Source organism: Roseobacter litoralis Och 149, assembly GCF_000154785.2.
Lineage (GTDB): Bacteria > Pseudomonadota > Alphaproteobacteria > Rhodobacterales > Rhodobacteraceae > Roseobacter > Roseobacter litoralis.
Genome location: NC_015730.1, coordinates 1,292,821 through 1,318,488 on the forward strand (window position 1 = coordinate 1,292,821; position 25,668 = coordinate 1,318,488).

General features: G+C 57.6%; 25 protein-coding genes. 11 read left to right on the forward strand and 14 right to left on the reverse strand.

Going from position 1 to position 25,668, the window contains the following annotated elements; translation table 11 throughout:
- Positions 1–6: 6 nt before the first annotated feature.
- From RLO149_RS06055 to RLO149_RS06090, 8 genes are all read right to left on the reverse strand, one after another.
- Positions 7–969: a type II secretion system F family protein gene (locus tag RLO149_RS06055; protein WP_013961197.1), complete on the reverse strand. Its 963-nt coding sequence runs from the start codon at positions 967–969 to the stop codon at positions 7–9.
- 45 nt (positions 970–1,014) lie between these two features.
- Entirely contained in the window at positions 1,015–2,460 is a 1,446-nt protein-coding gene (locus RLO149_RS06060; protein WP_013961198.1) for a TadA family conjugal transfer-associated ATPase, read from the reverse strand.
- Between the two features lie 19 nt (positions 2,461–2,479).
- Entirely contained in the window at positions 2,480–3,715 is a 1,236-nt protein-coding gene (locus RLO149_RS06065) for a CpaE/TadZ family protein (protein ID WP_013961199.1), read from the reverse strand.
- A gap of 299 nt (positions 3,716–4,014) precedes the next feature.
- Positions 4,015–4,398 carry a hypothetical protein gene (locus tag RLO149_RS06070; RefSeq protein ID WP_013961200.1) on the reverse strand — a complete coding sequence of 128 codons (384 nt, stop codon included), beginning with the start codon at positions 4,396–4,398 and terminating at the stop codon, positions 4,015–4,017.
- Between the two features lie 4 nt (positions 4,399–4,402).
- The gene (locus RLO149_RS06075; protein WP_013961201.1) at positions 4,403–5,794 is read right to left on the reverse strand and encodes a type II and III secretion system protein family protein; all 1,392 of its coding nucleotides are present in this window, start codon (positions 5,792–5,794) and stop codon (positions 4,403–4,405) included.
- Between the two features lie 192 nt (positions 5,795–5,986).
- Positions 5,987–6,835, reverse strand: coding sequence for a Flp pilus assembly protein CpaB (cpaB, locus tag RLO149_RS06080; RefSeq protein ID WP_013961202.1), 849 nt, complete (start codon positions 6,833–6,835; stop codon positions 5,987–5,989).
- 170 nt (positions 6,836–7,005) lie between these two features.
- On the reverse strand, positions 7,006–7,212 hold the full coding sequence (locus RLO149_RS06085; protein WP_013961203.1) for a hypothetical protein: 207 nt from the start codon (positions 7,210–7,212) through the stop codon (positions 7,006–7,008).
- Between the two features lie 99 nt (positions 7,213–7,311).
- Complete coding sequence (locus tag RLO149_RS06090; RefSeq protein WP_013961204.1) at positions 7,312–7,590, reverse strand: hypothetical protein; 279 nt, start codon at positions 7,588–7,590, stop codon at positions 7,312–7,314.
- Positions 7,591–7,941: 351 nt separating this feature from the next.
- On the opposite strand from RLO149_RS06090, the gene RLO149_RS06100 reads away from it, so the two are divergent.
- On the forward strand, positions 7,942–8,769 hold the full coding sequence (locus tag RLO149_RS06100) for a lytic transglycosylase domain-containing protein (protein WP_013961205.1): 828 nt from the start codon (positions 7,942–7,944) through the stop codon (positions 8,767–8,769).
- Positions 8,770–8,834: 65 nt separating this feature from the next.
- On the opposite strand, the gene RLO149_RS06105 is transcribed toward RLO149_RS06100, so the two are convergent.
- The 6 genes from RLO149_RS06105 to tldD all read right to left on the reverse strand — a co-directional run bounded on the left by RLO149_RS06105 (position 8,835) and on the right by tldD (position 16,995).
- Complete coding sequence (locus RLO149_RS06105) at positions 8,835–9,461, reverse strand: 3-oxoacid CoA-transferase subunit B (RefSeq protein WP_013961206.1); 627 nt, start codon at positions 9,459–9,461, stop codon at positions 8,835–8,837.
- Positions 9,462–9,473: 12 nt separating this feature from the next.
- Positions 9,474–10,526: a PAS domain-containing protein gene (locus RLO149_RS06110; protein ID WP_013961207.1), complete on the reverse strand. Its 1,053-nt coding sequence runs from the start codon at positions 10,524–10,526 to the stop codon at positions 9,474–9,476.
- Positions 10,527–10,536: 10 nt separating this feature from the next.
- Positions 10,537–11,232, reverse strand: a complete 696-nt coding sequence (locus RLO149_RS06115) for a CoA transferase subunit A (protein ID WP_013961208.1) — start codon at positions 11,230–11,232, stop codon at positions 10,537–10,539.
- Between the two features lie 174 nt (positions 11,233–11,406).
- On the reverse strand, positions 11,407–14,043 hold the full coding sequence (gene topA, locus RLO149_RS06120; RefSeq protein ID WP_013961209.1) for a type I DNA topoisomerase: 2,637 nt from the start codon (positions 14,041–14,043) through the stop codon (positions 11,407–11,409).
- Positions 14,044–14,312: 269 nt separating this feature from the next.
- Positions 14,313–15,476 carry a DNA-processing protein DprA gene (gene dprA / locus RLO149_RS06130; protein WP_013961211.1) on the reverse strand — a complete coding sequence of 388 codons (1,164 nt, stop codon included), beginning with the start codon at positions 15,474–15,476 and terminating at the stop codon, positions 14,313–14,315.
- A 97-nt stretch (positions 15,477–15,573) separates the two neighbouring features.
- A complete protein-coding gene (gene tldD, locus RLO149_RS06135; RefSeq protein ID WP_013961212.1) occupies positions 15,574–16,995 on the reverse strand; it encodes a metalloprotease TldD in 1,422 nt (473 codons plus the stop codon).
- Positions 16,996–17,183: 188 nt separating this feature from the next.
- Between tldD and coxB the strand changes: the two genes are divergently transcribed.
- From coxB to RLO149_RS06185, 10 genes are all read left to right on the forward strand, one after another.
- Complete coding sequence (gene coxB / locus RLO149_RS06140; protein ID WP_013961213.1) at positions 17,184–18,098, forward strand: cytochrome c oxidase subunit II; 915 nt, start codon at positions 17,184–17,186, stop codon at positions 18,096–18,098.
- A 61-nt stretch (positions 18,099–18,159) separates the two neighbouring features.
- Positions 18,160–19,104 carry a heme o synthase gene (gene cyoE / locus RLO149_RS06145; protein WP_013961214.1) on the forward strand — a complete coding sequence of 315 codons (945 nt, stop codon included), beginning with the start codon at positions 18,160–18,162 and terminating at the stop codon, positions 19,102–19,104.
- 3 nt (positions 19,105–19,107) lie between these two features.
- The gene (locus tag RLO149_RS06150) at positions 19,108–19,272 is read left to right on the forward strand and encodes a hypothetical protein (protein WP_044025234.1); all 165 of its coding nucleotides are present in this window, start codon (positions 19,108–19,110) and stop codon (positions 19,270–19,272) included.
- Positions 19,272–19,856, forward strand: coding sequence for a cytochrome c oxidase assembly protein (locus RLO149_RS06155; RefSeq protein ID WP_013961215.1), 585 nt, complete (start codon positions 19,272–19,274; stop codon positions 19,854–19,856). The genes RLO149_RS06150 and RLO149_RS06155 overlap by 1 nt, the downstream gene beginning before the upstream one ends.
- A gap of 25 nt (positions 19,857–19,881) precedes the next feature.
- A complete protein-coding gene (locus tag RLO149_RS06160; protein WP_013961216.1) occupies positions 19,882–20,703 on the forward strand; it encodes a cytochrome c oxidase subunit 3 in 822 nt (273 codons plus the stop codon).
- Between the two features lie 70 nt (positions 20,704–20,773).
- The gene (locus RLO149_RS06165) at positions 20,774–21,454 is read left to right on the forward strand and encodes an SURF1 family protein (RefSeq protein WP_013961217.1); all 681 of its coding nucleotides are present in this window, start codon (positions 20,774–20,776) and stop codon (positions 21,452–21,454) included.
- 5 nt (positions 21,455–21,459) lie between these two features.
- Positions 21,460–22,842: a threonine synthase gene (gene thrC, locus RLO149_RS06170; protein ID WP_013961218.1), complete on the forward strand. Its 1,383-nt coding sequence runs from the start codon at positions 21,460–21,462 to the stop codon at positions 22,840–22,842.
- Positions 22,843–22,844: 2 nt separating this feature from the next.
- Positions 22,845–24,107: a M16 family metallopeptidase gene (locus tag RLO149_RS06175; RefSeq protein WP_013961219.1), complete on the forward strand. Its 1,263-nt coding sequence runs from the start codon at positions 22,845–22,847 to the stop codon at positions 24,105–24,107.
- Positions 24,107–24,691: a GNAT family N-acetyltransferase gene (locus tag RLO149_RS06180; protein ID WP_083825498.1), complete on the forward strand. Its 585-nt coding sequence runs from the start codon at positions 24,107–24,109 to the stop codon at positions 24,689–24,691. Before RLO149_RS06175 ends, RLO149_RS06180 begins: the two co-directional genes overlap by 1 nt.
- A 119-nt stretch (positions 24,692–24,810) precedes the next feature.
- Positions 24,811–25,632: an MBL fold metallo-hydrolase gene (locus RLO149_RS06185; protein ID WP_013961221.1), complete on the forward strand. Its 822-nt coding sequence runs from the start codon at positions 24,811–24,813 to the stop codon at positions 25,630–25,632.
- The last annotated feature ends 36 nt before the right edge of the window (positions 25,633–25,668 follow it).

Consider the following 25,668-nt stretch of genomic DNA (forward strand, 5'->3'; position numbering starts at 1 on the left):
TATTCCCTATACTTTGATATCGGTCAGGATGCGCATGACGAAAAGGTTCAGTGCGAGGAAGACGCCCACAAGGAAACAGGCGGGGATGAAATACGCATGATCGCGCACCGCGTCATAGTAATTCGGATCGCCAACATTGATCACAATCAGCGCAACGACCGGAAACGCAGAGAGGAACTTGCCTGACCATTTTGCCTCGGCGGTGATGGCCTTGACCCGGCGAAAGAGGCGAAAGCGCGCCCGGATCACCTTGGCCAGCCCGGCGAGGATTTCCGCAAGGTTGCCGCCGGATGTCTGTTGGATGTTCACCGCAACCGCCAGAAAGCGCAGATCCTGCATGTCCAGACGCTCCGCCATTTCCTTGAGGGCGTCACCGACATCGCGCCCATACGCACTTTCATCCGCGATAACACCCATTTCCGACGCCAGCGGGTCCTGCACCTCCTTGGAGACGATTTGCACCGCTGAGGAGAACGGATGCCCGACCCGCAGGGAGCGGACCATCAGTTCAACCGCGTCGGGCAGTTGTTCTTCGATCATGGCAAGACGCTTGTTGGCCTTGCTGGAGACCCAGAAATAGACCGCACCCACACCAATGCCGATGGACATCATGATCCGCACGGGCAGGGATGATTCCGTGCCCACGCTGAGGCCCAGAAAAGCGACGACCGCGAGCACGCCCATGATCATGACCAGCTGGCTTGGGGTAAAGGCAATCGCCGCCTTTTGCGCCTTTTCACCGAGCAGGGAATAGAGCGGGATCGACTTTGATTTCATGTGCTGCTGCATTTCCTTGCGCAGCTTTTCCAGCACTTCGTCGCGGCCCGTGCCCTTGTCCAGCATCTCAAGTCTGCGGTTCACCCGGCTGTTCAGGCTGATGGATTTGCCGAAGGTCACCAGATAAAGACCCTCGACCAGAACGAGCACGCCGATGAAGATCAGGCCATAGATGATGGGTTCTGGGCTCATGTTCAAATCCTCAAATGGCGAAGCAGTAGGTCATGTTGAAAACCCCTACTGGGCCGCGGTGGGTTCATAGATGGAAGCTGGCAAATCGTAGCCCCACATACGGAAGCGTTCGGCGTATGCGCTACGCACGCCGGTGGCCGTGTAATGACCGATGATCTTGTTTTCCGGTGTGAGCCCCACGCGCTGATAGCGGAAAATTTCCTGCATCGAGATGACTTCGCCCTCCATCCCCGTTACTTCGGTGATCGAAGTCATACGGCGTGATCCGTCCTGCAGGCGCGAGGCCTGAACAATCAGATTAACCGCCGATGAGATCTGACTGCGCACCGCTTTGAGCGGCATTTCGATCCCGGCCATGGCGATCATGTTTTCCAGTCGAGACACCCCGTCGCGGGCAGAGTTCGCGTGGATCGTCGTCATTGATCCATCGTGGCCCGTGTTCATCGCCTGCAGCATATCAATCACCTCTTCGCCGCGTGTCTCGCCCACAATGATGCGATCAGGCCGCATCCGCAGAGCGTTCTTGAGGCAATCACGGGGGGAAACTTCGCCCTTGCCCTCGACGTTGGGCGGGCGACTTTCCATGCGACCCACATGGGTCTGCTGCAATTGCAGTTCCGCCGTGTCCTCGATGGTCAGAATACGTTCCGCGTTGTCGATGAAGGACGACAGGGCATTCAGGGTTGTGGTTTTTCCCGAACCCGTTCCGCCCGAGACAATGATGTTGAGGCGCGTCGCTACGGCCGCCTGCAGATAGGCGGCCATCTCTTCGGTAAAGGCGCCGAAGTGCACCAGATCATCAATGCCCAGCTTGTCTTTCTTGAATTTCCGGATCGACACGAGGCTGCCGTCAACGGCCACGGGTGGGACCATCGCGTTAAACCGCGACCCATCCTTAAGGCGCGCATCCACGTAGGGGTTGCTTTCATCGACGCGCCGACCAACGGCCGAGACGATCTTGTCGATAATGCGCAGCAGGTGGCGTTCATCCTTGAAGATAACGTCTGTGAGTTGCAGTTTGCCATCCCGCTCCACAAAAATTTGCTGGGGCCCGTTGACCAGAATATCGTTGACCGTGTCATCTTTCAAAAGCGTCTCAAGGGGCCCGAGCCCTGTGACCTCATCATAGAGTTCGGATGTCAGCGTCTGGCGGTCTTCGCGGTTGAGAACGATGCTCTGGGCTTGCAGGTGTTCGCTGGTGATGGCGCTGATTTCTTGACGCAAATCCTGTTCGGTTGCATGTTCAAGCGCAGAAAGGTTGAGGCTGTCGAGCAGCACGTGATGCAGGTCTAGCTTGATCTCGCCCATCCGCTCTTTGCGTTTGCGTTCTTTGTCCATCTGGGCCACCTGCGCCGGGGCAGCCTGTGGTGCCTTGCGCATGACGTTTTGCACAGCCGTGTTGTCCGGGGCGTCGCCCGGTGGTGCTTTCTGGATTGAGGCATCCAGCCCGACAGGCATTTCTGCTTTGGCTTTTTTGTATTTTGAGAACATGCAGGGCTTCCTTTGAAAATCAGGCGGCTTTGACGTCGGTACTGCCAAGCGCGAGGATGGAGGCCGCGAGCTTGGCAATTTCACGACGCAACGGGTTTTTGGCGGCAGACTGGGCAAGCGGTATGCCGTGATCCGCCCCCTGCGTGATCGGTTTGCCTCCATCGGGCATTTGCAGATCGATTGAGATATCGAGGCTTTCCGCCATCCGCTTGATCCGGCTTTTGCCGGACAGATCGGTGAACTTGGGTGCTTTGTTCATCACATAGCGCAGCTTTTCGACGGGCAGGTCTTCGGATTGCAGCGCGCGTTTGAAGCGCAGCGCATTTTGAGCCGAGCGCATGTCCATTTCCATGGTCGCGAAATAGACATGCGCCGCATTCAGCACCGTTTCGGACCACGTCACGAGCGTGGAGGGCATATCAATGACGACATAGTCAAAATGGCGTCGCGCCATAGCCAGAATGCGACTGACATCCTGCGCCGACATCAGATCGAGCGGCAACATATCCGCAGGGGCGGTCAGAACCTCGAGCCTGTCCTCAAAGGTCAGCAAACACTGGCCAAATATCTCGTCATCCATGTTTTCCGTGTCGGCCAGCATGTCGTAGACCGCTTCACGACGTGGCAAATCCAGATAGGTGGCCACCGCGCCGTATTGAAGGTCGAAATCAATCAGGCAGACACGTGGGCCTTCTTTCTTTTCATGGGTCGCAAGTTCCCAGGCGAGGTTCACGGCGAGGGTTGTGGCCCCGGTGCCGCCCGCCAACCCATGCACGACGATCACGGCCCCTTCTTTCTGGGCACCAGAATGCAACGCGGGGGTATTGGCGCTTGCCTGCAATGCTTGCTCGGCGGCGCGCACGCGCTCGATCGCCTCTGACAGTTCATTTTCGGGCAGAGGGTAGGGCACAAATTCATCCGCGCCCTGCCTGAGCAGTGAATGTAGCGCGGCGGGCGTCACGTCTTCGGCAATCAGGATCACCTTGATGCCGCGCGCCTTGGCCTGTCCGATGATTTCACCCATATGGTTGAGGTTTTCCTCATCGGTCTCGTCAATCGCAAGGGCAATGAATTCAAGCGCTTGCGCCTCAGGTTGGCCAAAGAAGGCCAGTGCCTCTGCAAAGCCGAGGTCGCCCCAGTTTTCACCAAGCGCCAGTTCCATATCTTCGATCAACAGATCAAAGTTCTGGACATCCCGGCTGACCGTGCAAGCGACGATCGGTGATAACTCCGAATTTGGCGGTGTGCCGGTCATTGCCTCGTCTTCCTTCGTGTTCCAGAGCGGATCAAAGGAGGATGGCGCACCGAGAGCGCTTTGCGTGTTCCCCTTTGACGCTCACGCCCGGCTGCTTCTGCCGGACGTGCGTGTCCCATTGGAGGGAAAGTCGCAGTGAACTTGGGCATAATTAGGGCTGAATTCGCCCAATTGTTGGGTTTGCAGACACAATGGCGTAAGCATTGTCAAATTGTTGGGTTAGCCCGCGCCAACCAAAAAGGCAGAGTTGCAATGCTCTGCCTGTCGTTTCGGTCTAATCGCGGCAAGCGGGGCGCGCGTTATTGCGCGTCGGCCTGTTCCACATTGGACGTCTGCACGCTGCTGCCGACATACTCGCGGTAGACAACCTGCGCAAACTTACCATCCAGAGTGCCATCGCAGTGCACGCGATACACTTTGCGGTTCAACGTGCTTTCGGGGTCAAGTACCACGAGCGGATCACCCGCCTGACCACCAACTTTGCCTACGCCCGCGCTGTTTGTGCGGCAGATTTGCGAAAGCTGGTTGTGTAGCGTCGCATTCCCGAATTCGCCTGAGTCAACTTGTGATCCGGCCTCGCGGTAAAATTGACCAACCCCGGTATCCGGTGCGCAGGCGCTCAGCGTGGCCAATCCCGTCAGAATGACAACGGCGCGTGCGGGTGTGGTAAGGAAAAGAGACATCTGATTACTCCATCACATAGCCATAAGAGCCGCCGAAGTCCTGTTTGGCCACTTCGCCCGCCGCACCGCGCGCGTTCAGGGTTTGGATCGTGCGCCCGTTCAGGAACAGATCCTTTTCGCTTGGGGGCCTGATCCGGTCCGTCGGCAGGGCGAGGGCTTCGCCACGGGTCGGGGTTACCAGATGTGCGGTTATGATGATGACGAGTTCCGTCTGGTTGCGCATGTAATCCGTGCTTCTGAACAGGGCACCGAGGATCGGAACATCGCTCAGCCAGGGCACCTGTGAGATATTATCATTGAAGTTGTCCTCCAGCAGTCCCGCAATCGCAAAGCTCTCGCCATCGCGCATTTCGACCGTGGTCGACGCTTCCCGGCGGATAAACGCATCCACGGTAAAGCTGTCACCAACGCTGATCCCGTTCGAGGGGTCAATCGAGGAGGTCGCAGCCGATAGTTGCAGATTGATCAGATCGCCATCCACAACGCGGGGGACAAAGTTCAGTTCGATGCCGAATGGTTTATAATCAACGCTGATGCCGTCTTCGCTTTGAACCGGAACCGGGTATTCGCCGCCCGCGAGGAAATTCGCTTCCTGGCCGGACAGCGACACGAGGTTGGGTTCGGCCAATGTCCGCACGGCCCCTTTTGTTTCCAGTGCTTCCAACAGCAGTTGAACCTGTGTTGATCCCAGCCCGAAATCAAAGAACACAGCGCCTTGCGCCGTATCTGCGGCCAGATTTGGAATGCCGCCGATGCCGCGACCGATCCCCGCCTGAGCCTCTGTGCCGCCAATCCTAAGGGAGCTTTGCAACTGTTTGGACACACCGCGGCTCATTTCGGCAAAGCGCACTTTCAGCATCACTTGCTGAACACCCCCGACCGTCATCAGGTTTGAGACGCGATCCGGCGCATAGCGTGCGGCCAGTTCAAGCGCTTTTGACAGGCGCTGACTGCTCGATACCTGTCCCGACAGAACGATGCCGTCATTGGCGGTGCGCACTTCAATCGCTTCACCGGGCAGGATCTGGCGGAGGCGTTCCTTGAACTCGGTCAGATCGGGGGCAACCCTGACTTCGACATTGGTGATCAACTGCCCGGCCGCATCCAGAAGGGTCAGCGTTGTGATGCCCGGCACTTTGCCAAGCACGTAAATGCTGCGATCCGACAAGGATGATATGTCCGCAATTCCGGGGTTGGCGATGCTGAGCTCGGCGAAAGGGATTTCGCTTTCCACCACCACGGCACGGTTTTGCGAAACATTCAGCGTTTCGCTCGTTTCTCTGGCGATGATCCGCAGCGCTTCAGCCTGAGCCGTCAAAGGTGCCATAAAGGCAACAGGACTCACGCTTAGCGTCAGCCCGAGAAGGGCTGCCTTGAGTATTCCATTGGTTTTCATGTGACCTGCCTTTGTTGATCACGCCTCAATTTCGGGTCTTTTTGCCCGTATAGGCGATACTTTGCGCAGGTTTTGAATTTTTTGCAAGAATCAATGGGTTCCGCGGTTGTCCTTATGTGGATAAATGGCAACACGCAAAACGGGAAAAGGCGCAACTGATGCAATTGCGCCCTTGTAAGCCCATGGATTTACTTAGTTTGTGCAGGGAATGGGAATTGCCACGACTTCAGCGCCGCGACGGGTGCGGATCGAGCAAACACGGGCTACGGGGGCTGCGACCACTGGGGCGGCCTGTTGCAGGCCGAGCAGAGAAACCTGATTTACCTTGATCTCATCGAGCTCAGCATCATCACCTGCGCCCACAAGGGACAAGGATAAATTGCCAGTGGATTGCGCCTGCGCCAGTGCTGCGACCTGTTCGGGGCTTGCAGCGACCGTCACCGTGCGGGCAATGCGCGCGCCATTCATCTGATCTTCGGTCTGGTCCACCGCGATCAGGCGGACAGCGCTCTGGATCAGTTTGGTGACGTCCTCGCGGCCATTGCTGGTCTGGACGCCGCCGGTCCAATACACATCAACCTTGTCTCCGGGCCGCAGAAACCCCGACACGCCGGTTGCCACGTCAACGCGAATGGCGAATGCGCGCATGCCTTTTTCGAGCCGCGTGGTCAGGCCAATATCCTCGCCCGGCTCGGTGATCTTGACGGCAAGCAGCGCCTCGTTCGGCTCCATGGGGCGTATGATCAGGCGCGGTTCGTCCGTACCTTCGGGGAAAAGCACTGCAATATCCGTAAAAATCCCGTCAGGAATGGCATTTGTCGGCCAGTTTACGGCCCGCACATCTTCGGGGTTCAAAGTGTCGCCGTAACGCAGGTGGCGGGTTGCGACAAATACGGGCTGGGTCGGCACGATCGCGCTTTGCATTTGCTGTGCGCGGGCAAGCTCGGCCTGATACTGGCCGATGTACCCTTTGGCCATATATACGGCGCCACCCGCGAGCGCGACGCCCGCCAGAAGGACCATTCCAAATATCACTCGCATAATGTCACCTCGTTTTGCCGATGCGCCTTTTTGGGGCGCGCATGTTCAGTGCTGCGTTAAAAGTGATGCCCAAATGCGGCAATTTCACGATTTTTGCGTGGTAACTCAGAGGTTTGTTGCGCGTGCCTCCCGTGATTACTTCTGAAAAGGCGATTGTTCATGCGCCATCCTCAATCTTGAATATTGCCGCCTGCGGCTGCCTGAGGGTCCTGCGCCTCAAGGTATCGCTGTGTCAAAAAGCTCAGATTGCTGGCGTCACTTCGTAGTTCCACAATGAAAGCGATGCATAATCCGGCAACGGCAGCGGTTAGAACAACCCAATCCACGGTGATCGCGCCGTTTTCGTTTATCATGAATTTTTTCAAATCAATCGACATCAAACTATCCTCTGCTCTTCAAATAACAGCATTCGGAAAAAAAGGGGCCGCGCTCTGCGTGCAGATTGCGGCCCCTGTGTCTTTATCAGGCTGGGATTATTAGTCCGGTGTTGTCGTAGTCGGTGTTGTCGTAGTCGGTGTGGTCGTGTCAGTTGTTGTGCCGCCGCCGGCAGCGCCCTGAATGTTCCCGCCAGCTGCGAGTGCGGGATCCTGTGCGCCGAGAAACGTGCTTGTCTTACCCGTCAGTTCTGTGGCGCCAGTATTGATCGAACTATATGCCGCAACAGCCAGACCAACAACGGCGGCGGTCAAAACGACCCAGTCAACCGTAACGGCGCCATCTTCGTCTTTGCGGAAGTTATTGATAAATTTCATCATGCCTTGTCCCTCCAAAGGATCACTTGATTTAAACGTACTCACCTTGTCGATCTCAGTGACCGTTTGCGTGTTTTGGTCGGCCCGACTTGGTATAGGGACATATAGCTGGGCGATTGGGGCATCATTTTGACACCAATTGTGACTTTTGCGTATCTATTGATGTATAGCCGAGTTTCACTTTAAGGCACTGATTTAAAATTGAAAAAATAAGTAACCTTGTGTTTTGCGTCGGCTGACACTGTTTGGATTATGGCAAAATCGCCCTGATCCCGGCTCGGGTTTCTGGTCAGAGAGTGGGCAATCTGTGATACTTCGCGCAAAGCAAAACCAAAAATACTGAGAGCAGAAATCATGCGCATTCGTTTCTTACTGTCGCTTTTGGCAGCGTTATCGGTTGGGTGCGCCGCATGGGCTGATACCCCGGCAACCTTTCCTGATTTCAGTGCCAAACGTGTGGGTGTGCCGAAAGCAGGCGAACGGCCACAGATCGTGCAAATTGATCCTGAAGAGCAGGCGCGCTTGCTGGCTCGGCCCCGCGTACCTCTCGTTCAGACGCCAGCATTGCAGGATGCGGCCCTTCTCGATGACCTGAAGATCGGGGCATACAGCTGGTTTTGGTCACGGATTTCCCCTCAACTGAAAGATTCCGGGCCGGGGCGTTTGCACGAGGCGATGGCAGTGCTTGGCGGTGGCGGGAGTATCCCCCAGCCAAGGCTGCAGCATTTGCAGGAAATCGCGCGCAACAACAGTGCGACCATTCTGCGCTCGACCGTGGGGACACGCGTGTCGCCCGCCTTGGTTCTGGCGGTGATTTCGGTGGAGTCCTCAGGCAATCCGGGGGCGGTCAGTACAGCGGGCGCGACAGGCTTGATGCAGTTGATGCCTGCCACAGCCGAACGCTTTGGTGTCGAGGATGCGTTATCTGCGCGTCAGAACATCCAAGGCGGCGTGCGCTATCTCGACTGGCTGATGGAGAAATTTGACGGTGACCCGATCATGGTGCTGGCTGGATATAACGCGGGCGAGGGGTCAGTGGCCAAACATGACGGTGTGCCGCCGTTCCCCGAAACACGCGACTATGTGCCCAAGGTTCTCAGCGCATTTCAGGTGGCCCGAGGGCTGTGTCTCACCCCGCCCGAACTTGTGTCGGACGGATGTGTTTTTGCAGGACTCAACTAGAGGGTTTGACGACGTAGCTGAGGCACGAGGTACCCCGGAACGCTCCGGTCTGGCCCTACGCGACCTCAGATGATTGTGGCTTCGGTTGCCGCGCGCAGGTCTTCTTCGCTCACGCCGTCCGCCGTCTCGACGATTTTCAACCCGCCCTCGACCACGTCCAACACGCCCAGATTGGTGATGATCCGGTCCACGACATTTTTGCCCGTCAAGGGCAGGGTACATTCGCGCAGCACTTTGCTATCGCCATGTTTCGAGGTGTGATCCATCACAACGACAACGCGCCCGACGCCCGCAACAAGGTCCATCGCGCCGCCCATGCCTTTCACGAGTTTGCCCGGGATCATCCAGTTCGCCAGATCGCCGTTTTCGGCCACTTCCATCGCCCCAAGGATCGCCATTGCAATCTTGCCGCCCCGGATCATACCGAAGGACTGCGCCGAGTCGAAATAGGCGGTTTGCGGCAGTTCGGTGATGGTCTGCTTGCCCGCGTTGATGAGGTCTGCATCCTCAGATCCTTCAACCGGGAAGGGGCCCATGCCGAGCATGCCGTTTTCCGACTGAAGCGTCACTTCAATGCCGTCGGGTATGTAATTGCTGACCAGCGTCGGAATGCCGATCCCGAGGTTTACATACCAGCCGTCTTCAAGCTCTTGCGCCGCGCGCTCCGCCATCTGGTTTCGATCCCAAGGCATAACAGTCCTATCCTATTCGGTGACTGACGCGCCTGCTGGCACATCAATTGTTACAAAGCTGCCCGCAGCCCCACGGCCGAGGTGTAATGTTCCTTCGAGACCTTCAATCAGGCCGCAGACGATCCGTCCGCCAACCGTAGCACTGGAGGGCCATTCCATTGAGCGCGGAATGCCGATGCCATCGTCTGACACAATCAGGCGCAGCCCGCCCGCGCTCAACTGCGACATCCGGATTTCCACAAGACCGGTTTCCATCCGCTCAAACGCATGCTGAAACGTGTTGGTCAGCAATTCCGACACCACAAGACCCACGCGTGTTGCCACCTCAATGGAGACCTCAAGCGGTTCGATCTGCATGTTCATCCGTATGCCGGGCCGCCCTTCGGTATGGGCAATCGCGCTGGCCAGCCGAGACACAAAGCTGCCCATCTGCACGGTATCGCGGTTTGCATGCCGATCCGCCAGTTTCATCTCTTCATAGAGCAATTCCAACGTCTCGACACGCCGCTTCAGGGCCGCGAAATCATCCGGGACCGAGGTTGCCGCCGACTGGTTTCGGATCATCGTGATGATCATGGAAAGATCGGATTGAACCCGGTTTTGCACTTCCATCAGGTGATCATGCACCTTCTCGGCACTCGGATCCCGCTCACCGTTGCGCAACTCTTTCTGGATGCCGATGAAATATTCGGTCTTGCCCTGCGAATCCACAATCGGCGACACAACCAGACGGTTCATGAAGGGCGCGCCGTTGGCTTTGTAATTCAGAATATCGACCGTCACATTTTGATCGAGTTCGATGGCATGGCGCAGCACATCCACAGCGGCCTTGTCCGTATCCTCGCCCTGCAAGAACCGACAATTGCGCCCCACAATAGCGCTATGGGCATAGCCGGTGGTGCGCACAAAAGCTTCGTTTGCATAGACGATGGGGTTGTCGTCAAGGTTCGGGTTGGTCAATACCATCGCAACCTGTGAGCGGGAAAACCCACCGAAGTCCTGTTCTGAAAACGGCTCTGACTTTTGCTTCGCACCGGCGCGCGATTTTGTTTTCGTATCTGCCATGCTGTGCGCCTTACGCAGCCCTAGTGGTCCGTTGTTCGATCCGTTTTTCATGTGCGCCCTGAATGAGGCGATGCACATAGATGCCGGGCAGGTGGATGCTGTCGGGATCAAGGCTGCCTGTTGGCACGATCTCTTCCACCTCGACCACGCAGATTTTGCCGCACATCGCGGCGGGTGGGTTGAAGTTGCGCGCAGTTTTTCTGAACACCAGATTGCCGGTCGCGTCGGCCTTCCATGCCTTTACGATGGACAGATCCGCAACGATGCCGCGTTCCAGAATATACGTTTCGCCGTCGAAATCCTTATGCTCTTTTCCGTCGGCGATCACGGTGCCAACACCGGTTTTGGTATAAAACCCTGGTATGCCGCAACCGCCCGCGCGCATGCGTTCGGCCAAGGTTCCTTGCGGGTTAAACTCCAGTTCCAGTTCGCCCGACAGGTATTGGCGCATGAACTCCGCGTTTTCCCCAACATAGGAAGAGATCATTTTCTTGACCTGTCGTGTCTGAAGCAAAATGCCGATGCCGAAATCATCAACACCGGCGTTATTGGACGCAAAGGTCATGTCTTTGGTGCCAGCATCGCGGATCGCCGAGAGCAGCAATTCAGGGATGCCGCACAGTCCAAATCCACCCGCCGCGATGAGCATGCCATCGTGCAAAACCCCCTCAAGCGCCTCAGAGGCCGACCCGTACACTTTATTCATCGCGCTTCCTCACATCTAGTCTGCGAACCGGAAGCCAATGGCAATGAACAAAATATTTTGCCACGGTGCAGGCCGGTGTTGTCCACGTTTTATTTCACGTGTGAGCGTAGCACAAGATATTAACACGGCTTATCGAGCGATCCGGGCAAAACCGTGCGCCCGGTCAAGCCTTCGTTACTCTTCAGCTTTTTTTGCCTGGGCTTTTTTCTTGGGTGCGGTCTTTTTAGGTGCGGCCTTTTTTGTCGCAGTCTTTTTGGCGGCTGTCTTCTTGGGGGCTGCCTTGCGACGCTTTTTGCCCTTTGACGCGGCCTTTTCGTCGATCAGGGCCACGGCGGCTTCCATGGTCAACCCGGCGGGATCGCTGTCTTTGGGCAGGGTGGCGTTTACCTTTTCCCATTTGACGTAAGGTCCGTATTTGCCCTCCATGATCGCGATGGGGCCACCTTCTTCGGGATGTTCTCCAAGATCACGCAGGGTTTTAGCCGCACCGCCACGCTGGCCGCGCGACGCGAGCTTTTCTGCCAAAAGCTGTACCGCGCGGTTCATGCCGACGGTAAAGACCTCGTCAATGCCTTCGAGGTTGGCGTTTGTGCCGCCGCGGTCCGAAGTGGACGGCGCGTGTTTGATATAGGGGCCATAGCGACCGATATTGGCCCAGACAGTTATACCGTCTTCGGGGTGAGGGCCGATTTCGCGTGGCAGCGAGAGCAGTTTCAGCGCCTGTGGCAAGTCGACGTCCTCCGGCGGCCAGTCCTTTGGAATGGATTGGCGCGGTGGCTTCTTGTTGTCTTCGGTCACTTCGCCGCGCTGAACATAGGGGCCAAAACGCCCCTTGAAGGCGTAGATCTTATCTTCGCCATCTTCGCCCAGCAGCTTTCCTTCGGGAGGGATGCCGCTGTCATCCTCTTCGCCGGGCGGGCCGAAGGCGCGGGTATAACGGCATTCCGGATAGTTCGAGCAGCCGATAAACGCACCGCCAGACCGGGCCGTGCGCATGCTCAGACGCCCCGCACCGCAGTTGGGGCACAGGCGCGGGTCCGTTCCATCTTCATTCGCCGGGAACAGATGTGGTTCAAGCACCTCGTTGATTTTTTCGAGAACCTCAGTAATCCGCAGATCTGCCGTCTCGGCGATTGCAGCCGAGAAATCGCGCCAGAACCGCCCCAGCACTTCCTTGTAATCCGCATTTCCCGCGCTGACCGTATCAAGCTGATCCTCAAGGTCGGCTGTGAAATCATACCCGACGTATTTGCGGAAATAATTGCTTAGAAACGCAGTGACCAACCGGCCTTTGTCCTCGGGGATGAGGCGGTTCTTGTCCTTGCGGACGTATTCACGGTCCTGAATCGTCGTCACAACAGAGGCATAGGTTGAGGGTCTGCCAATGCCTAACTCTTCCATGCGTTTGACCAGCGTGGCTTCGGTGTATCTGGGCGGCGGCTGGGTAAAGTGCTGCTCCGGGGTGACGGTGCGTTTGTCCAAGCGGTCGCCCTGACCAATCTGTGGCAGGCGCTTGTCGTCATCATCGACCACGGCCACGTCGTCACGGCCTTCTTCGTAGACGCGCAGGAAACCGTCGAACAACATGACCTGACCGGTTGCTCTCAGGCCAATCTGTCCGTCTTCGCTTGCGATTTCGGCCGTCGTACGCTCCAGACGCGCCGCTTCCATCTGGCATGCAAGGGTGCGTTTCCAGATCAGGTCATAGAGCTTGCGCTGATCCGCGTCAGATGTCTTGAGGTCCTCGGCCTTGGTCATCATGTCCGTCGGTCGGACACATTCATGCGCTTCCTGCGCGTTCTTGGCCTTGTTTTTGTAGATGCGCGGGCTTTTTGGAACGTAATCGGCACCATACAGCGTCTTGATCGCATCGCGCGCAGCACTCACCGCTTCGGGGGCCATGTCGATCCCGTCGGTCCGCATGTAGGTGATATAGCCCGCTTCATAAAGCCGCTGCGCGGTGCTCATCGTCTGGCGCGCGCCCATGCCGAACTTGCGGCTTGCCTCCTGTTGCAGCGTCGATGTCATAAAGGGGGCCGAGGGGTTTCTGTTGGCCGGTTTTGCCTCCACCGATTTGACGCTCAGGTCGCGGCTGGTGATGGCTTGCACGGCCAATTCGGCCTGCGTCTGGTTTTCGATGTCGAACCGGTCAAGCTTCTTGCCCGCGAGAACGGTGAGCCTGGCTTCGAATTCCTGGCTGCGCGGGGTGGCAAGGAGTGCTTTGACGGACCAGTATTCGCGCGCGCGGAACGCTTCGATTTCCATCTCGCGCTCTACGATCAGGCGTAGGGTAACCGATTGCACGCGGCCTGCGGACTTCGCACCGGGCAGTTTGCGCCACAACACCGGGCTGAGGTTGAAACCAACCAGATAGTCCAACGCGCGGCGGGCGAGGTATGCCTCAACCAGCGGCATATCCACCTGACGCGGGTTCTGCATCGCTTCCGTCACGGCGGCTTTGGTGATCGCGTTGAAGACCACGCGGCTGACCGGCGTATCTTTTTTGATGGATTTGCGTTTCGTCAGCGCCTCCTGGAGGTGCCAGCTTATCGCTTCGCCTTCACGGTCGGGGTCAGTTGCAAGGATCAGCGCATTGTCTTCTTTCAGCGCATCAGCGATGGCCTTGACGTGTTTGCGGCTGTCATAACCGACTTCCCAAAGCATCTCAAAACCGGCGTCGGGGTCAACGGAGCCGTCTTTGGGGGGCAAATCCCGCACATGACCGTAAGAGGCGAGGACAGTATAATTGTCACCCAGATACGAATTGATTGTCTTGGCTTTAGCAGGGGATTCGACGACAACAACCGGCATGTACTGAGGCACCTCTGATCAAAAATATCTTGTGTCTATGGCCGTGAGACAGGTGGTGCGCAAGTAATTATTTTCAATGGCAGATCGAATTTTACGCTGTTTTGCCCGATGGGGGTGGGCCTGATCGGGACAGGCGGTCAAACCCTCTGGTCCGAACTGTATTGCACCTGTTTTGATTGTTCCATCGCGCGTCGCGACGCCTGTTTTTGCCCGGCCGGACCAGAGGCGATTGCGCGCGGTTGGATGTCTGTGACGCCTCTGCGAAAGGTTCAGCTGCGCGATAACATGCCACCTGACTGACGCGTAATCTGGCCATCCATCTCCAGATCAAGCAGGGCGGGGGCCGCCTCCGACGCGGTGACGGCCAAATCGCGAATCAACTGATCCTCCGGCACGGGCGCGGGGCTTAGTCTTGACAGGATTTGACGGTGTAACGCTGCCGCTTGTTTCAACTTGGTTTTCATCTTTGCTGGCGGGGGGCTGTCCCGCCGCGGTGTCGGGGCAGGTATCGGCAATTGCGGTGCGTCGTGATGCATTTGGCTGAGCGCTTCGATCACATCCGCTGCAGAGCGAATTAATGTCGCACCGTCGCGGATCAGTTGATTGCACCCCGCCGCACGCGCATCGAATGGGTTGCCCGGCACAGCCAAAACGTCGCGCCCCTGATCCAAGGCATCGCGTGCGGTGATCAGGCTTCCGGACTTCGCGGCGGCTTCGACCACAACGGTCGCCTGGCTGAGACCCGCGATGATTCGATTGCGGCTTGGAAAATGGCGCGCCATCGGTTGCAAACCCATCGGTTGTTCGGAGACGCGCAACCCATGCTCGGCCATCGACAGTGCCAGTTCGGTGTTTTCCGCCGGGTAAATTACGTCCACACCACCAGCCTGCACCGCGATTGTGCCGGTTTCCAGCGCTGCGTTATGGGCCGCCGCATCAACGCCGCGGGCGAGGCCGGATACAACTGTGTAGCCCGCAGCACCGAGATCGCGTGCCAAGGCGCGGGCCATACGGGTCCCCAGCGACGAAGCATTGCGTGCCCCAACCAGAGACACCATTGGTTTTTTCAATAGTTCAACGTCGCCGATCACCCATAAAAAAGGCGGTGCGTCCTGAAGTTCGTTCAGCAGCTCAGGATAAGCGTCGGTGCCTTGCATCACGAGGCGCGCCTGCGCGGCATGCGCCTTGTTCAATTCCGCCTGAATGACCGCTTCGGGACAAATTTCGTATTTCTCAACGCCGGCGGCACGCGCTACCTCAGGTAGCGCGGCCAGCGCGTTCTGCGCAGTGCCGTGTTCAGTCAGCAGTCGTTTATACGTCGCTATGCCAACCCGGCGAGATCGCAACAGACGGAGCCTGGAAAACTGTTCATCTTCCGAGGTGGGTGGGAGTGGGGGGTGAGTGGAAGAAGGATTGTGGTCCCTGTCAGTCATCCGAGGCTCCGTCCGTTGCAGAATCAGGTTTAAGCCGACTTGGTTAACAACGGATGAACGAAATGCCTTGTATTCAGCACTAATTTTGCGCGCTGACTTATGCCGCAGACCCTCCGACCGTCAGACCGCCGATCATCAGGGTCGGCTGGCCCACACCCACCGGCACCCACTGGCCCGCTTTGCCGCAGTTGCCCATGCCCGGATCAAGCGACATGTCGTTGCCGATGGCCCGGATCTGTTTCAGTGCCGTTGCACCATCCCCGATCAGTGTTGCCCCTTTTACAGGGGCGCCAACCTTCCCGTTCTGAACGCGGTAGGCCTCGGTGCAGGAAAACACGAACTTTCCATTCGTGATATCCACCTGACCGCCGCCAAACCCCACAGCGTAGATGCCATCCTTGAGGTCTGACACGATTTCGCCCGGCGCGGCATCGCCGCCCAGCATATAGGTATTGGTCATACGCGGCATCGGCGCATGGGCATAGCTTTCGCGGCGACCGTTGCCGGTGGGGGCAACACCCATCAGGCGCGCGTTTTGGCGATCCTGCATGTAGCCGACCAGAATGCCGTCTTCGATCAGGGTATTTTTACCCGACGGCGTTCCTTCGTCATCGACGGTGATGGACCCGCGCCGATCCGGGATCGTGCCGTCATCCAGCACCGTGACGCCCTTGCTGGCGATCTGCTGGCCCATCAACCCGGCAAAAGCCGATGACCCCTTGCGGTTGAAATCGCCCTCAAGCCCGTGACCGATGGCTTCGTGCAGCAAAATGCCCGGCCAGCCCGGTCCCAGAACCACATCCATCACGCCTGCGGGCGCTGCGACGGCCTCAAGGTTGACGCAGGCCACCCGCAGCGCCTCTCGCGCCTTGGCCTGCCAATCCGCCGGATCGAGCAACCCGTCCAGCCCGACGCGCCCGCCACCGCCTGCAGAGCCCGCCTCGCGTCGCCCGTTTTCCTCGACGATCACGGAAACATTCACGCGCGTCATGGGCCGCACATCCCGGACCGAATAGCCATCCGGGCGCAGGATTTCGATTTCCTGCAAGCTTGCTGCGACCGTCGCCGAAACCTGAACGACTCGACTGTCGAGACCCCGGGCAAAGGCATCGATTTCTCGTAACGTCTCAACCTTCACAGGAAATTCTGCGCCCGCTATTGGATCCACATCCGTGTACAGACGCTTGTTCGTCGCAACAGGTGCATCCGCCCATGTCCCGCCCCCGTCGCCGACGGCCAAACGCGCGGTCTGCGCGGCGCGGCGCAACGCAGCCTCAGTTATCTCGGTGGAGTGGGCATAGCCTGCGACTTCGCCGCGCACGGCGCGCAGACCGAACCCTTCGGATGCGTCATAGCTGGCGGTCTTGAGGCGCCCGTCATCAAAAACCAGCGACTCAGAGCGGCGGCGTTCCAGAAAAAGCTCACCATCGTCCGCGCCGTCCGTTGCCTCTTTGAGAACCCGCAGGGCGGCATCCCGGTCCAGAGCGTCCTCAAAGGGCGAAAATGATGTTGAAGTCATGGAAAGCTCCGTCCGGGGTTGTGATCAGGAAGAACTGCGTCGGAAGTTCGCAGCTATGAAGTCTTTATCTTACGTACAGAATATGATTGTAAGGATGCAGATTACAACGGGCGGGCAGGTGCGCACACCATTACCCCGACCACAATGCGCAACATGATCCCAAGATCAGCTCAAGATCAGGACGGCAAATGACACGACTATTTTCAATGGCAGCTTTCGCGGCTGCAGCAACGACGAGTGCTGCGTGGGCACAGGATGGTCTTGAGATCATCGGAACACCGGTTGATGGCGCGATGGGCTTTCAGCCCGCAGCGACAGAGCTCGCAACCGATCTGCAGTGGCTGGACGGTATGATTCTTGTGATCATCACGATCATCACGGTGTTCGTGACAGGGCTGCTGGCGTGGGTGGCGATACGCTACAACGCAAAACGCAACCCCGAAGCGGCAAGTTTTACCCACCACACACCGGTTGAGATTGCATGGACGATCGTACCGATTGTGATCCTCGTGTTCATTGGCGCGTTTTCACTGCCTATCCTGTTCAAACAACAGGAAATCCCTGAGGCTGACCTGACGATCAAGGTCACCGGATACCAGTGGTATTGGGGTTATGAGTATGTTGACGAAGGTTTTGAGTTCGAAAGCTACATGCTCGGCTCGCCTGCGACACTGGACGAAAACGCGCGTCCGGATGATGCAAATGTGACGCCCTTTGTGCTGGACGAGCACATGGAGGCCAAGTTGATCGATGCAGGCTACAGCCGGGACGAATTCCTTTTGGCAACGGACACTTCCATCGTTGTGCCGGTCGGTACCACAGTGGTCATGCAGGTCACTGCGGCGGATGTGATCCACGCCTGGACGATCCCTGCCTTTGGCGTGAAGCAGGACGCGGTGCCCGGTCGCCTGGCAGAATTGTGGTTCAACGCAGAGCGTGAAGGCATCTATTTCGGCCAGTGTTCGGAGCTGTGCGGTTTCTACCACGCCTACATGCCCATCACGGTAAAGGTCGTGTCAGAAGCGGCCTACGCTGAATGGCTTGAGGGAGCGCGCGAGGAATACGCTGGCATCCCGCGTGACCGGCTCGTGGCGTCCAACTGACGTACATGGGTCTGGTTTCGCAGATATCACTTTTGGCTTTAGAGTACCGTGAGGCACAAAAATGGCTGACGTAGGCTACACATCATCCCCGGCGGCGAAAGAGTACGAGGCGCAGTTGGGCGATTACTTCGCGCTGCTCAAGCCGCGCGTGATGTCACTTGTGGTCTTTACCGCACTGGTTGGATTGTTGGCCGCGCCAACACCGGTGCATCCGGTCATCGGGTTTGCGTCAATCCTGTTTGTCGCCATTGGTGCAGGCGCTTCTGGTGCGCTGAACATGTGGTGGGATGCGGACATCGACGCGATCATGCGTCGCACATCTAAGCGCCCGATACCTGACGGACGTATTCAGCCCGGTGAGGCGTTAAATCTGGGGGCGGCCCTGTCGGGATTGTCGATCATGATGCTGGCGTTGACCGCCAACTTCTTGGCGGCGGGGCTTCTGGCTTTCACGATTTTCTTTTACGCCGTCATTTATTCAATGTGGCTCAAGCGCTGGACGCCGCAAAACATCGTGATCGGTGGTGCCGCCGGGGCATTCCCGCCCGTGATTGGCTGGGCAATCGCGACCGGCAGCCTGTCGATTGAAGCATGGCTGATGTTCGCGCTGATTTTCATGTGGACGCCGCCGCATTTCTGGGCGCTGGCGCTGTTCATGAAGTCTGATTACGACGATGCTGGTGTGCCGATGCTGACAGTGACCCACGGTCGCAAAAAGACGCGCGCGCACATCATCGTGTACACGGTCCTGCTGGCGGTGCTTGCCGTCGGTACAGGCTTCACCGCGATTGGTGGCCCGATTTATCTTGCAGCGGCTTTGGTGCTGAATGCGCTGTTTCTCAAGGGCGCGGTTGATATCTGGCGGCGCGACGAAGACACGGCGATTGCTGACGAATACCGCGTGGAGAAAAAGTTTTTCCGCCTATCCTTGTGGTATCTTTTTGCACATTTCGGCGTCATCCTTTTGGAAGCGGCGCTGCGCCCGTTCGGCTTGGGAGGCTGGTAGAATATGGCTATTCGCGCTGAACATGAGATCCACACGCGTCGCAAGGGGCGTAATGTAGGCGTCGGCCTCATGCTGGCCGGATTTGTCGTGCTTGTTCTGGCCATAACATTCGCCAAAGTTACCAGTGACGACTTTGTTGTGCCTGCTTCATCGGAGGTATCGAACTGATGGCTCTGCAAGGACCTGCAAAAACCGTCGCTCAAACCGTGAGTGTCGTGGTTTTCATGGGTGCTTTGGCTTGGGCATCGGTGCCGCTCTATGACTGGTTTTGCCGGGTGACCGGATTTGGGGGCGTAACAGGTGTTTCCGAGGTAGCGCCCGAGGACATTCTTGATCAAACCGTCACCATCCGTTTTGATGGCTCGCTGAACAATCACATGCCGTGGGAATTCAAACCGGTCGTCCGCGAAATGGACGTGCGCATTGGTGAATCTGGTCTGGCATTCTACGAGGCGTATAACCCGACAGACCGCCCAATCGCGGGATCGGCAAGCTATAATGTGACGCCCTATCAAGCGGGTGGATTTTTCAACAAAATCCAGTGTTTCTGCTTCGAAGAGCAGGTGCTGCAACCGGGTGAGCGGGTGCAGATGCCCGTGACCTTTTACGTGGACCCGGAAATCGTCGATGACCGGGACGGCAAGCACATTCACACGATAACGCTGTCGTATACTTTCTATGAAATCGACCTGCCCGAAGAATTCGCCGACGTGCAGGACACTGAAGAAAATTCAGACACAAGTCTGAACTGACCAATATAAGGTAAGGGACGAAACCATGGCGCATGAAAAGAACCATGACTATCACATTTTAAACCCCTCGATCTGGCCATTGCTTGGCGCGGTCGGGGCATTTTTCATGCTCTTTGGCGCCGTGCTGTGGATGCAGGGTCAATTCCCATGGATGTTCCTGATTGGCTTTACCGCTGTGCTTTACGTGATGTTCGCGTGGTGGTCCGAGGTCGTCGCGGAAAGCAAAGTGGGGGATCACACGCCGGTGGTGCGGATCGGTCTGCGATATGGGTTTATCCTCTTCATCATGTCCGAGGTGATGTTCTTTGCGGCATGGTTCTGGTCGTTCTTCAAACATGCCATCTATCCGATGAGCGGATACGCGGGCACGGAGTACGTTCAGCCGGAAATTTATCACGTTGACGCCTTCCACCTGCCGTTGATCAACACACTGGTTCTGCTTTTGTCAGGCTGTGCCGTGACTTGGGCGCACCATGCGCTGGTACACGAGAACAACCGGCGCGACCTGATCTGGGGCCTCGCCATCTCGATCATCCTCGGCGTCTTGTTCACAATACTGCAGGCGTATGAATATTCCTATTTGCTCTACAAGGGCTGGGAGTTTGGCGGCGACAAGTTCTTCTCGAACTTCTTCATGGCCACAGGATTTCATGGGCTGCACGTGATCATCGGGACGATCTTTCTAACCGTATGTCTTGTGCGTGCCATCAAGGGGCATTTCACCCCTGAGAAACACGTCGGCTTTGAGGCGGCAGCCTGGTACTGGCACTTTGTCGATGTGGTCTGGCTGTTCCTCTTCTTGTCGGTCTACATCTGGGGCGTCAGCGTAATGCCGGGCGGACACTAACCGCCGCTTCAGGCTCTGAAATCAAAGCGCGCGGTTTTCGCGCGCTTTTCTTTGGGAAAGGCAGCACCGAATGGGCCGGTTGGCGTTTCTGGTGGTTATCGGACTGGGCGGGGCCGCGATCCTGATCAGCCTCGGCGTCTGGCAAATACAGCGCCTTGCATGGAAAGAAGGCGTGATCGCTGAAATCGACAGCCGCATTGCAGCCGACCCTGTGGCGTTGCCGGCGCAACTTGATCGCGCGCGCGACGCCTATTTGCCCGTGCAAGTGACGGGGACATTGCGCGCGGATTTCCTGAGGATCCTTGTTTCCAAAAAAGACGTTGGCGCCGGGTACCGGATCATCCGGCCCATGTTGCATCCTGACGGTGACATTCTGATTGATCTGGGTTTTGTCACAACGGAAAATGCCAGCGGTCTGAAATTCGAAGAGGGCCCGCCGCTGAGCATTGTGGGAAATCTGCAATGGCCACAGGAAGTCGACGGATTCACACCCGAGCCGGACCTGCAGAGTAACATCTGGTTTGCCCGCGATGTGGACGCCATGGCAGCAGCGCTCGGAACGCGACCTATCCTTGTCGTGCGCCGTGATGCGCCGCAACTTGGCGGGCCTTTGTCGCCAATGCCTGTGGACACGCGCGTGATTCCCAACGATCACTTGCAATATGCGGTGACGTGGTTTTCCCTTGCGACGATCTGGTCCTTGATGACTTTCTTCTTTCTCCGCCGGAAATCCGGCGCAACCAAAAGCTGAACGATATGCAATACATCTCGACCCGTGGCACCGCGCCTGTGCTGAATTTTGAAGAGGCGATGTTGAGCGGGCTTGCCCGTGATGGCGGTCTGTATGTCCCCAAAACAATCCCACAGCTGTCGCCCGATACCATCAGCGCGATGGAAGGCCAGCGCTATGAAGACATCGCCTACACCGTAATGCGCCCCTTTGTAGGGGATGTTTTCACGGACACGGAATTTCGCGAGATCATCGGGCGTGCCTATGCGGTCTTTGGCCATGACGCGCGCGCCCCGCTCAAGCAGTTGGATCAGGGGCATTTTCTGCTGGAGCTGTTTCATGGGCCTACGCTGGCCTTCAAGGACTTTGCCATGCAGCTGATCGGGCAGATGTTCCAAACAGCATTGGGGCGCAAGAACGAACGCGTGACGATTGTGGGGGCCACATCCGGTGACACCGGTTCTGCCGCGATTGAAGCATTTCGGGGCCTGAGCAATGTGGATGTGTTCATCATGTATCCCCATGGCCGCATTTCTGAAGTGCAGCGCCGCCAGATGACCACGCCGACCGAAAGCAATGTGCATGCTTTGGCCGTGGATGGTGACTTTGACGACTGTCAGGCGCGGCTCAAGGATATGTTCAACGATTTCGACTTCCGCGATACCGTGCGCCTTGCTGGGGTGAACTCGATCAACTGGGGCCGCGTGCTGGCGCAGGTGGTCTATTATTTTTCGGCAGCCGTCGCATTGGGCGCACCACACCGCAAGGTCAGCTTTACAGTGCCCACCGGCAATTTTGGAGACGTTTTCGCAGGCTATATCGCCAAGCAGATGGGCCTGCCAATTGACCGGCTGGTGGTGGCCACCAACCAGAACGACATCCTGCACCGCTGTCTGAACGGGCAGGGCTATCACAAGGGGGAAACAGTGCCCTCGATCAGCCCGTCGATGGATATTCAGGTCAGCTCAAATTTTGAACGCGCATTATTTGACGCCTATGACCGCGAAGGACCGGCCATCGTTCAGTTGATGGACGAACTGAAAGCCGGTGGGTTTGACGTAAGCCAAGGCGCGATGCAGGTCCTGCAGTCGCATTACACGTCGGGGCGTGCCTCTGAACAGGAAACGTCGGATACTATTGCGCGCGCGCTGAAACACAGCGGCGAGTTGCTGTGCCCGCATTCGGCCATTGGCGTCAAAGTCGCCGATGAGGAACGCGTCATCGGCACGCCCATGGTCACGCTGGCGACCGCCCACCCGGCTAAATTCCCGGCAGCCGTCGAGGCGGCATCGGGCATACATCCACCCTTGCCTGCACGTATGTCTGACCTGTATGAGCGCAGCGAAAGGGTGACCCGCGTGCCAAACGATCTGGACGCCCTGAAAAAACATATAAAAGGGCACATCTGAGCGTGACATTGAACCAACACCGCCTGCCGAACGGCTTTCGCATCGTAACCGAACATATGCCGGGCCTTGCCTCGGCTTCTATCGGGGTCTGGGTCACTGCGGGGGCCCGTCACGAAACGCCCAAGCAAAACGGCATCGCCCATTTTCTCGAACATATGGCGTTCAAGGGAACAAAGCAGCGCACGGCCTTGCAGATCGCGGAAAGCATCGAGGACGTGGGCGGCTATATCAACGCTTATACCAGTCGCGAAGTGACGGCCTATTACGCGCGGGTGTTGCAGAATGATGTGCCGCTGGCGCTGGATGTGATTGCGGATATTCTGCTTAACCCCACGTTGGAAGAGGCCGAGATCGAAGTCGAACGCGGCGTTATTCTGCAGGAAATTGGCCAATCGCTGGACACGCCGGACGATGTGATTTTCGACTGGCTGCAAGAAGAGGCCTATCCCGACCATCCGATGGGCCGTACCATTCTTGGCCCAACCGAACGGGTGTCGCAATTCTCACGGGCCGATTTGCAGCACTTCATCGGGCAACACTACGGACCCGAACAGATGATCCTGTCTGCTGCGGGGGCGGTCGATCACGATGCGATTGTGCGCGTGGCCGAAGAGCTTTTTGGCGGCATGCAGGCCAAGCCGATGTTCGATGTGGATGCTGCACAGTTTCTGGGCGGCGAGCGGCGCCAGACCAAAGCGCTGGAGCAGGCGCATTTCGCGCTGGCCTTCGAAAGCCCCGGTTACCGGGACGATCGCATTTACACAGCACAGATCTACGCCTCCGCCTTGGGTGGCGGTATGTCGAGCCGCCTGTTTCAGGAAATCCGCGAAAATCGGGGGCTGTGTTATTCGATCTTTGCGCAGGCGGGGGCCTATGCGGATACGGGCATGACGACGATTTATGCCGGAACCAGTGCAGAGCAGCTCGGCCAACTGGCCGAGATCACAATCGACGAGATGAAACGCGCCGTGGATGACATGTCGCCTGCCGAAGTCGCACGTGCGCGTGCACAGATGAAAGCGGGTCTTTTGATGGGACTGGAAAGCCCGTCCAACCGTGCGGAGCGGCTCGCGCGTCTGGTCCAGATCTGGGACCGTGTGCCGCCGCTGGACGAAACAGTCGCGATGATTGATGCGGTGACCACCGGGGATGTGCGCGAATTTGCCCGCGAAATTGCGGAAAGCGCACCGGCAGCACTTGCCCTTTACGGACCGGTTGAGGGCGCGCCGACGCTTGCTGCATTACAGGAGCGCCGTGCAGCGTGATACTTCGCGGTCGTCGCAAACTCAGGATTGAGACCGAGCGGATGACACTGCGTCCGCCGATCCATTCGGACTTTCGCGCGTGGTCGCAACTGCGCGCGCAAAGCATGGATTACCTCACCCCCTGGGAGCCGAACTGGGCCGAAGACCATCTGAGCAGAAAGGCTTTCACCAATCGCGTCTACTGGGCGCAGCGGTCCGTATCGGGTGGATCCGCTTTGCCCTTGTTTCTGATCCGCAGACAGGATGAACAACTGCTTGGCGCAATCACGCTCGACAATATCCGGCGCGGGCCTTCGCAAGCCGGCACATTGGGCTATTGGACGGGTGAGCCTTTTGCCCGGCAGGGATATATGCGCGAAGCGATTACGGCGCTGGTGCACCATGCCTTCACGCGCCTTGACCTCAGTCGGATCGAAGCGGCATGCTTGCCGGAAAACAAAGCCTCGCGCGGACTGTTGGAAACTTCAGGGTTCAAATACGAGGGCGTCGCGCAAAGCTATCTGCAGATTGATGGCCGCTGGCGCACGCATGTGCTCTATGCGGCGCTGCGCTCTGACCGACGGGGCAAAACCACCGCGTCGTGAGGAAGACATCTGCCCGTCATTTGGGCAGATCTTCGTCAAGCAACGATAATTTGTGCGCGCCACGGTCTGGAATTTCACGGCTCTGTGCTAGTTTTTAAGGCTAGCGGAGGGGACATGACATGATATTGCGAAGCCTTTTTATCTTCATTCTGTCGGCCGGGATTGCGCAAGCACAGGACCTTGAGCGCACGCCGAGCCATTGTTTGGCGCTGGCCGATGCCACACCTGGCATTGAATACATCGTGCCCGCGAGCCTCGCGCCGGTCGATGAGGAAACCGTCCGAATTCACTATATCCACCACGCGAGCTTTCTGATCCGAAGCCACGGCGGGCTGAACATGGTCACGGATTACACAGGCTACACCGGTACGCTGCCGTTGATCCCCGACGTGGTAACAATGAACCATGCGCATGCCACACATTGGACCGCGAACCCAGATCCAGCGATCCCTCATGTCTTGCCCGGCTGGGGGCCGTTTGGCGAGGGCATCGTGCATAACCTCGACCTTGGGGAGGTGCTCGTGCGCAATGTCTCGACCGATATACGCTCGTCCTTTGCGGGGATCGAAACCAAAGGCAATTCGATCTTTGTCTTTGAACTGGCGGGTTTATGCGTTGGACATCTGGGGCATCTGCACCACGAACCGGATGCCGAACAATATGCGGCACTGGGGCGTGTCGATATTGTGATGGCTCCTGTCGACGGGGGCTACACCCTTGATCTGGCGACGATGACCCGCGTGTTGAAACGGCTCAGGTCCTCTGTTGTGATCCCGATGCATTGGTTTTCGCTGTTTGCACTGGATGATTTTCTGCAAGGCATGTCCGATGAATTCCAGATCGTTGAGGTGGGTGGGCCATCGCTCGAAATGTCATTGGACCGCCTGCCATCACGTCCCACGGTGATGGTGCTGCGCCCGGCCTTCCTGAGCGAAAACTAGCGCGCTCTTGCATCTGGCACCCCGGCAAGGGATCAA

What these genes read in the sequence shown, in the direction of transcription:
- RLO149_RS06055 (WP_013961197.1), bottom strand. Translation starts at nt 969, where the DNA reads ATGAGCCCAGAACCCATCATCTATGGCCTGATCTTCATCGGCGTGCTC.
- RLO149_RS06060 (WP_013961198.1), bottom strand. Translation starts at nt 2,460, where the DNA reads ATGTTCTCAAAATACAAAAAAGCCAAAGCAGAAATGCCTGTCGGGCTG.
- RLO149_RS06065 (WP_013961199.1), bottom strand. Translation starts at nt 3,715, where the DNA reads ATGACCGGCACACCGCCAAATTCGGAGTTATCACCGATCGTCGCTTGC.
- RLO149_RS06070 (WP_013961200.1), bottom strand. Translation starts at nt 4,398, where the DNA reads ATGTCTCTTTTCCTTACCACACCCGCACGCGCCGTTGTCATTCTGACG.
- RLO149_RS06075 (WP_013961201.1), bottom strand. Translation starts at nt 5,794, where the DNA reads ATGAAAACCAATGGAATACTCAAGGCAGCCCTTCTCGGGCTGACGCTA.
- cpaB (WP_013961202.1), bottom strand. Translation starts at nt 6,835, where the DNA reads ATGCGAGTGATATTTGGAATGGTCCTTCTGGCGGGCGTCGCGCTCGCG.
- RLO149_RS06085 (WP_013961203.1), bottom strand. Translation starts at nt 7,212, where the DNA reads ATGTCGATTGATTTGAAAAAATTCATGATAAACGAAAACGGCGCGATC.
- RLO149_RS06090 (WP_013961204.1), bottom strand. Translation starts at nt 7,590, where the DNA reads ATGATGAAATTTATCAATAACTTCCGCAAAGACGAAGATGGCGCCGTT.
- RLO149_RS06100 (WP_013961205.1), top strand. Translation starts at nt 7,942, where the DNA reads ATGCGCATTCGTTTCTTACTGTCGCTTTTGGCAGCGTTATCGGTTGGG.
- RLO149_RS06105 (WP_013961206.1), bottom strand. Translation starts at nt 9,461, where the DNA reads ATGCCTTGGGATCGAAACCAGATGGCGGAGCGCGCGGCGCAAGAGCTT.
- RLO149_RS06110 (WP_013961207.1), bottom strand. Translation starts at nt 10,526, where the DNA reads ATGGCAGATACGAAAACAAAATCGCGCGCCGGTGCGAAGCAAAAGTCA.
- RLO149_RS06115 (WP_013961208.1), bottom strand. Translation starts at nt 11,232, where the DNA reads ATGAATAAAGTGTACGGGTCGGCCTCTGAGGCGCTTGAGGGGGTTTTG.
- topA (WP_013961209.1), bottom strand. Translation starts at nt 14,043, where the DNA reads ATGCCGGTTGTTGTCGTCGAATCCCCTGCTAAAGCCAAGACAATCAAT.
- dprA (WP_013961211.1), bottom strand. Translation starts at nt 15,476, where the DNA reads ATGACTGACAGGGACCACAATCCTTCTTCCACTCACCCCCCACTCCCA.
- tldD (WP_013961212.1), bottom strand. Translation starts at nt 16,995, where the DNA reads ATGACTTCAACATCATTTTCGCCCTTTGAGGACGCTCTGGACCGGGAT.
- coxB (WP_013961213.1), top strand. Translation starts at nt 17,184, where the DNA reads ATGACACGACTATTTTCAATGGCAGCTTTCGCGGCTGCAGCAACGACG.
- cyoE (WP_013961214.1), top strand. Translation starts at nt 18,160, where the DNA reads ATGGCTGACGTAGGCTACACATCATCCCCGGCGGCGAAAGAGTACGAG.
- RLO149_RS06150 (WP_044025234.1), top strand. Translation starts at nt 19,108, where the DNA reads ATGGCTATTCGCGCTGAACATGAGATCCACACGCGTCGCAAGGGGCGT.
- RLO149_RS06155 (WP_013961215.1), top strand. Translation starts at nt 19,272, where the DNA reads ATGGCTCTGCAAGGACCTGCAAAAACCGTCGCTCAAACCGTGAGTGTC.
- RLO149_RS06160 (WP_013961216.1), top strand. Translation starts at nt 19,882, where the DNA reads ATGGCGCATGAAAAGAACCATGACTATCACATTTTAAACCCCTCGATC.
- RLO149_RS06165 (WP_013961217.1), top strand. Translation starts at nt 20,774, where the DNA reads ATGGGCCGGTTGGCGTTTCTGGTGGTTATCGGACTGGGCGGGGCCGCG.
- thrC (WP_013961218.1), top strand. Translation starts at nt 21,460, where the DNA reads ATGCAATACATCTCGACCCGTGGCACCGCGCCTGTGCTGAATTTTGAA.
- RLO149_RS06185 (WP_013961221.1), top strand. Translation starts at nt 24,811, where the DNA reads ATGATATTGCGAAGCCTTTTTATCTTCATTCTGTCGGCCGGGATTGCG.